The following is a 6,940-nucleotide window of genomic DNA, read 5'->3' as shown; positions in this document are numbered from 1 at the left end:
CCATTCGGTCATTGCGCAACTGGCGTAGCGGCACTTAAGTCCGGCAGCGCAGGCCAAACTCAAGGAGCCGATCGGCGACACTTCGCTGGCCGCCATCTCAAACTGGGCGGATGACTATAAATTCGTACCGGAAGGACACCCATCGCTGGCATTTCATCGATATTGACATCGAACCACCGACGTATGACGCTTCCCTCGATCGCCAGGATGGAAGCAACCAGGGCACCTGCATCGTCCAAGGTCTTCCGGCGGCGATTGCGATCGTCAAAGGCAATTCACGGCTTGAGGCAGACAGGTTACGCGAGCTGAAACTCGTTGTTCATCTGGCTGGGGACCTGGAGCAGCCGTTGCACGTAAGCGAGCACAACGGCGATCAAGGCGGGCGGCAACAAACTTCACATCGTCTTGCAAGGAAACGGTCCTGCGGCGCGACGTATACGCGCGCATCAATATTCCACAGCATGTGGGATGATTCTCTCGTCGATCTCCAGGCGAATTGCCGCCTCAGCGCATGCGATGGACATAAGAGCCAACTCCTGCCGCCAGGAACGCTCGACCGCAACCTTGCGGGTCATGGACATCGGCAACGATTATGCCGTGGCCATCAAAGCCCACTTTGGAGCGCTAGTGAAATGAGCCGCGCGTCTCAAGGCTATTCTGGACGATGCACTCGGCGGTTCGTAGAGGAAATGCAACGCTTTCGGTCGACAGCAGCAAGCAACTCCCTTGCTGATAGGTTCGCGCGCGGTCGCGTCGCCTGCGGCTTAGCGACCCGGCCAGCTCGCAGAGGTGTATCGTCGTCGCAAATCGATGGCGGCCTAACGTCACCCGAAGACGGCGTTATCCGATGGAGCATTGTCATGTAATTGTATTCAGTTCGACTAAGCAGCCGCCCAGGCTCACAATCTTGTCGCGAATGAGGTATTCCATTCGAACCCTCAATGACCAAGAAAAGCTCGAACCATGCTGCTTCTCAACCGGCACACCGACCACCGCTCTGCCCTGGATGACTCGGATGCCGATACGCTGAGCCTCCACGCTGCGCGCGACGTGGAGCGCTTTCTAGCGCATCGCGACGGCCACAGGATGACCCCGCTCGTTTCGTTGCCGGGCCTTGCTCACGAGATCGGTGTAGGCTCGATCCATCTGAAGGACGAGGGCCAGCGACTGGGGCTTGGGAGTTTTAAAGCGCTGGGCGGGTCCTACGCCGTGATCCGGCTGGTCCTAGAGGAAGCAGGTCGGCAGCTCGGCCGATCTGTTGATGTCTTGGAGCTCCACACACCTGAAGTGAAGACAGTGGCACGGGAGATGACGGTATCCTGCGCCACGGATGGCAATCATGGCAGGTCGGTCGCGCAAGGCGCCAAGCTCGTTGGTGCGAACTGCGCCATATTCGTCCATTCAGGTGTTAGCGACGAGCGTATCGCCGCGATCGCCCGTTTTGGCGCGCAGATCATCCGCGTCCACGGCAATTACGACGATTCCGTTGCCGAGGCATCGCGAGTTGCCGCGGAAAAGGCTTGGATCACGGTATCTGATACGTCCTGGCCGGGCTACGAGCGTATTCCCGGGCTCGTGATGCAGGGATACACTGCCCTCGTAAGCGAGGCACTGCGTCAGTTGCCCACCACACCGACCCACGTCTTCGTGCAGGCCGGCGTAGGCGGAATAGCCGCAGCCATTGCGGGACATCTCTCCGTTCTATTCGGGGACAACCGCCCGTTCTTCACGGTTGTTGATCCCTCGCGCGCGGCATGCCTGTTTGAGAGCGCTCGAGCCGGGCATCCGGTCAAGGTGGAGCATGGGCCATCGACCGTGATGGCGATGCTCGAATGCCATGAACCTTCTCTCGTCGCCTGGCGCATCCTTTCGCGCGCAGCGGACGCCTTTATGACTGTGGACGACGAGGACGCAATCAGTGTCATGAAAAGGCTGGCAAATCCCAATCATGGCGACGCTGCTGTCGTCGCGGGGGAGAGTGGCGGTGTCGGTCTGGCCGGCTTGCTGAAGATCGCCTCCGACGAGACATTGCGCAATAAGATCGGTCTTGAACGCGAAGCACGGATATTCTTGATCAACACCGAAGGGGCCACTGATCCTCGTCTTTACGAGGGGCTTGTCGGCCAGACGCCAGCGCAAGTGATCGCTAAGAATAATTGCACGGGCGGGTCCGTAAACCTCTAATCGGTCGAAGCCCAATTGCGATCCCGACGTTCTTAAGCAGAATGGGTTTTAAGTCCCGAACGCTTCTGTTTGAATACGCGCTTGGAAAGACGTCCGAATGTGCAATCTCCTGTCTGATTGCGGTTACCGGCACAAGTGTTCAGCTTGTTACGACAGCCTGCGAGGCTCGCTCTTGTCTACGAGGTCGACGTTCATGGTCGCCTCAGGATGGTAGTCCGAAGATCGGGAGCTGCTATCTATTAGGCGCGTACTACCAGGTACACAGATTGCGGCGCAGTCATCCCGACCTCGTCCTCGCAGGACGTCATCGCGCCTTGTCGGCGGATCCGATGAATTGCTAATTGATCATGCGGTCGCCTCCTCGCGGGTCCACTGGAACTCACTTCCATCTGCCCAGATCCGATGCATCACGATCGCTAACTTTCGTCCGACTGCTACGACTGCTCGGCGAAGGCCGCATCGCTCGGCCACCCTTACACCCCAGGCTTTCAATGCGGACCAACGCTGGGTGCGGGTTAGAAGTGCAAGCGCGGCCTGATAAAGTATGGTCCTGAGCATCACATCGCCGCACCTCGAAATAGCGCCATTCCGATCGATTTCCCCGGATGCGTATTTGCGTGGCGTGAGGCCGAGATGCGCGCCAATGTCGCGGGAGCGTTGAAAGCGATCCGGGTCATCAATGGTTGTTAGAAAAGTGATTGCCGTCAGTGCACCAACACCTGGTATCGTCATGAGCCGCTGACATGTCGGTTCGCGGCGCACTATTTCAAGTACCATCTTGTGTAGGACGCAGTACTGTTCACGCAGCGCGGCTCGAGCCACAAGCATTGGGCCGCGAGCCGTGGATGGCCGTCTGTGAGTTCATTAGTTTGTTGCTCAAACGTCACTTGAGATATACGACCAGACAGCTTTAAGCCGCAGACGCGCAAGACGCCGCGAATTTCATTCTCGATATCGATCTGCTTGATCAGAAGCGTCTTGCGATTGTTGAGAAGCATTCGTAGCTCCTGGCTCAGGTCACCCTTGATATGAACGACGGTGTACCAGCCGACCCGCATTACCTGTGCAATAGCGCGAGCGTCGTTTCGATCGGTCTTAATCGGCATTTTCTTAGTCACGCCACGCAGTCTTCGGGGATCGATGCAGACTGCGTGTAAGCCGGCAGCACGCAGTTCGCTGTACAGCCAACGAACGAGACCACCAATCTCAATCCCGATCTTGACAATGGGCAACCCGCTTTCGTTGAGCCAGGCAACAATAGCCTCCGGTTCCGAAAGTGCTTTGCCCTCGCGAATGACGACGCCATTCTCGTCCACAACACAGATAGCCGTCTCCTTTGGCGAAACATCCAGACCGGCATAGTGCTTCATATTCCCGCTCCTGCTGCCGCCGGCTCGCCGGCCTCCCTTCCAGGCTGAGCCTTTCGAGCAGCAACCGCAATCACCCCCATCTACGGCGCGACAACCAATCAAGAGGCAAACTTCCACACGGATGTATCGAGCAAAATTCTGGCGAATGGCGACACGCCGTCAGCCTGAACGTGCAAAACATGACTCTTCCATCGATGAATTGGTGCGTGCAACTCTCACGCCCCAAAGCGCCCTATGGAAAATCCAGACCCGGCGAGCGGAACCGGCTGTCTTGCGCGTCATTGCCCTGGGAGATCCGCTTGGAGCGGCCGATGCGTCGGACGGAAAATGCGACAGAGCGGCGAGGCGGTGCAGCCGCTCCGGCAAGACCGGAAGAGTTGGCCTACCGACTGCACCAGCAATCGACTCTCGCCGAGTTCGGGCGGCGGGCGATCGAGGCGTCAGCGCCCGATGACCTGCTGGACTCAGCAGTGCGCTTGTGCGCCGAGGGCATGCATGCGCGGTTCAGCAAGGCAGCCGAGTTCCTGCCCGCCAATAACGCCCTTTTGCTCCGCGCCGGCGTGGGGTGGAAGCCGGGCTTTGTCGGCCAAGAAGTGATGGGTCTTGACACGCCTGCCGGGTTCGCGTTCCGAACGGGCGCGCCGATTATTTCGGACCACCTCGATCAAGAGGAAAGGTTCCGAACGCCGCGGCTTCTGGCGGAACATGGCGTCAGGCGAACGGTGAGCGTGCCTATCCCCCTCGGTGCCGATCGCCGCTGGGGTGCGCTGGCCGCCGACAGCCCCGCGGATACCGGCGAATGGGACGAGGCGGACGCCGAGTTCATGATGGGAATGGCGCAATTGCTCGGGGTCGCACTTGAGCGGTTGGAAGCCAAGCGCGAGCTTGAGGAGAGCCGCGCCACCTCGGCGACAATCGTCAACTCAGTCGACCAGATCGTCTGGGCCGCGCGCCCGGACGGCTATCATGACTTCTTCAACGAGCGCTGGTACGAATACACGGGCGCGCAGCCCGGCTCGACTGAGGGCGATGAGTGGGCGCAGCTTTTTCATCCCGACGACCGCGTGGAAACTTTCGCGCGCTGGCGCCACAGCCTCCAGACAGGCGAGCCCTACGAAATCGAATACCGTTTGCGGCATCGCTCCGGCGTCTACCGCTGGGTACTGGGCCGCGCGCGCCCCGTTCGCAACGAGGCGGGCCGCATCGTCCGCTGGCTTGGAACATGCACCGACATCCATGCCCAGAAGGAGTATGGAGAGCGCTTCCGCTTGCTCTATCAAGCGCAGCATACCGCGCACCTTGTGCTCGCGCCGGACTTCACGATCGAGGAGGTCTCGGAGCCTTATCTCGAGGCGACCATGACCCGCCGGGAGGGCCTGGTCGGCAAGCGGCTATTTGAGGCCTTTCCGGAAAATCCCACCGACCGGGGGGCCGCCGGGGCGCGCAACCTGCGCGCCTCGCTTGAGCGGGTCCTGAAGCAGCGCGCCGCTGATCGAATGCCGGTGCAGAAGTACGACATCCGGCGCCCTGATGGGACTTTCGAGGTGCGCTGGTGGGCGCCGCTGAACACGCCGGCGTTCGGTCCAGACGGCGAGGTCCGTCACATCATCCACCAGGTCGAGGACATCACCGGAGAGATGCTGGAGCGCGAGCGGGCAGCCGAAGCGCGAGCCGGCGAAGCCCGCTTCCGCGCGGTGGCCGAAGCCATTCCCGGGCTGGTTTTCGAGACGGATACCGAGGGGCGCAATACCTACGTCAGCGAACAGTACTGTGAGTACACTGGCTTGTTGAAGGAAGTCCTGCTCGGGCACGGCTGGCGCAAGATCTGCCACCCGGATGATCAGGACCGCGCCGCCGCTCTTTGGGGAGAGGCCGTGCGGTCGGACCGGGCGGTCAGGACGGAATGTCGGATCCGTCGCGCCGACGGGGCTTGGCGGTGGTTCCTATTGCGCGCGGCCGCTGTGCGCGACCACATGGGTCAGGTGGTGAAAGGGATCGGCATCTGCATCGATATCGATGATGCGCGGCGGGCCGAGGATGCGCTTCGCGAAAGCGAGGAACAGTTCCGGAGTCTGGCCGACTCATTGCCGCAGCTCGCCTGGATGGCGGACGCGAAGGGTTGGATTTGCTGGTACAATCTGCGGTGGTACGCTTATACAGGGACCACAGCGGAAGAGATGCAGGGCTGGGGCTGGACCAAAGTCCATCACCCCGATCACGTCGCGCGGGTGGTCGAGCGCATCCAACGCGCGTGGGATACCGGCGAGCCGTGGGAGGACACCTTCCCCCTGCGCGGCGCCGATGGACGGTATCGGTGGTTTCTCTCGCGCGCGGAACCTGTAAAGGACTCCGAGGGGCACGTGGTCCGCTGGTTCGGGACAAACACTGATATCACTGAGAAGAAGGAGCTGGAGGAGTTACAGAAGACGCTGATCCACGAAGTCAGCCATCGCGTGAAGAACAGTCTGACTCTCGTTTCAAGTATCCTCAATCTGCAGGGACGCAGTATGAACGGCGCCGCGCGTCGAGTGCTGGAGGACGCGGCGCTGCGGGTGCATGCCGTCGCCAACGTGCACGATCAGCTCTGGCGGGGGACCAATGCGCGTGAGATCGACCTTGGCGGCTTCCTGTGCGGCCTCGGCGAGACCATCGCGCACACTGCGCCCCAACATTCCACCCGCTGTCGCGCCGACCCGGCGGTGGTGAGCGCGGACTTGGCCGTCCCCCTCGGCCTGTTCATCAATGAACTCCTCACCAACGCCTACAAGTACGCTTACCCCGCGGACCGGCCGGGCGAGGTGGAGGTGCTGGGCGCACGGCAACCAAACGGCTTGTATCGGCTCGATGTGTGGGACCATGGCGTGGGGCTTCCGCCGGGGTTCGACCTCGCCAAGGCGCGCGACAGCCTCGGCATGCGCGTGATCAACAGCTTGGCAGCCCAGCTCCAAGGAAAGCTGACGGCCGGATCCGCTGAACCGGGCGCGCGGTTCACCCTGGTGTTCCCACTTAGGGAAGTCTGATTGTGCCATGCAGCATGCCGCAAGCGACATCTCCAAGGCACTCGCGAAGGCTGGTCATACGGCGCCGAACGAGAGTCCCTAGTCGCCGTCCGCCATTGCTCGGATGCTGGGCCGCCAGCCAGCAACGGGCAATGGCGGCCGTTCCGATGACCCAACATTTTCAGCGGTGCAGTTCAACTTGCCGCGCCCTGCGCCAATCCTGCCCTCTTCCATTCATTTATTCGCGTTCATCGCTACTTCGGCAAGTTATAGCCGATGCTCAGTGTCTTCCCGGACTATCCAGCTCCGGCACGCACACAGAAGCCGAAACCGAGATAACGCTGATGCGCTGGGGCATGCCAATGCCGCCACGCACAGGAGGCCCGC

At 61.0% G+C, this 6,940-nt stretch carries 3 protein-coding genes and 1 pseudogene; 3 read left to right on the top strand and 1 reads right to left on the bottom strand.

All coding sequences use genetic code 11. The features are described from left to right. Positions 1-110 precede the first annotated feature (110 nt). Positions 111-866: a S1/P1 nuclease gene (locus MTR72_RS40690; protein ID WP_445819690.1), complete on the top strand. Its 756-nt coding sequence runs from the start codon at positions 111-113 to the stop codon at positions 864-866. A 97-nt stretch (positions 867-963) separates the two neighbouring features. After that, entirely contained in the window at positions 964-2,184 is a 1,221-nt protein-coding gene (locus MTR72_RS40005; protein ID WP_341512327.1) for a diaminopropionate ammonia-lyase, read from the top strand. A gap of 345 nt (positions 2,185-2,529) precedes the next feature. On the opposite strand, the pseudogene MTR72_RS40000 reads toward MTR72_RS40005, so the two are convergent. Continuing rightward, positions 2,530-3,554, bottom strand: a pseudogene (locus tag MTR72_RS40000) (IS110 family transposase). 299 nt (positions 3,555-3,853) lie between these two features. On the opposite strand from MTR72_RS40000, the gene MTR72_RS39995 reads away from it, so the two are divergent. After that, complete coding sequence (locus MTR72_RS39995; protein WP_341512326.1) at positions 3,854-6,574, top strand: PAS domain S-box protein; 2,721 nt, start codon at positions 3,854-3,856, stop codon at positions 6,572-6,574. The last annotated feature ends 366 nt before the right edge of the window (positions 6,575-6,940 follow it).

The sequence above is a fragment of the Bradyrhizobium sp. ISRA442 genome, assembly GCF_038085055.1.
Lineage (GTDB): Bacteria > Pseudomonadota > Alphaproteobacteria > Rhizobiales > Xanthobacteraceae > Bradyrhizobium.
This window is presented reverse-complemented; position numbering and strand designations above follow the sequence as displayed.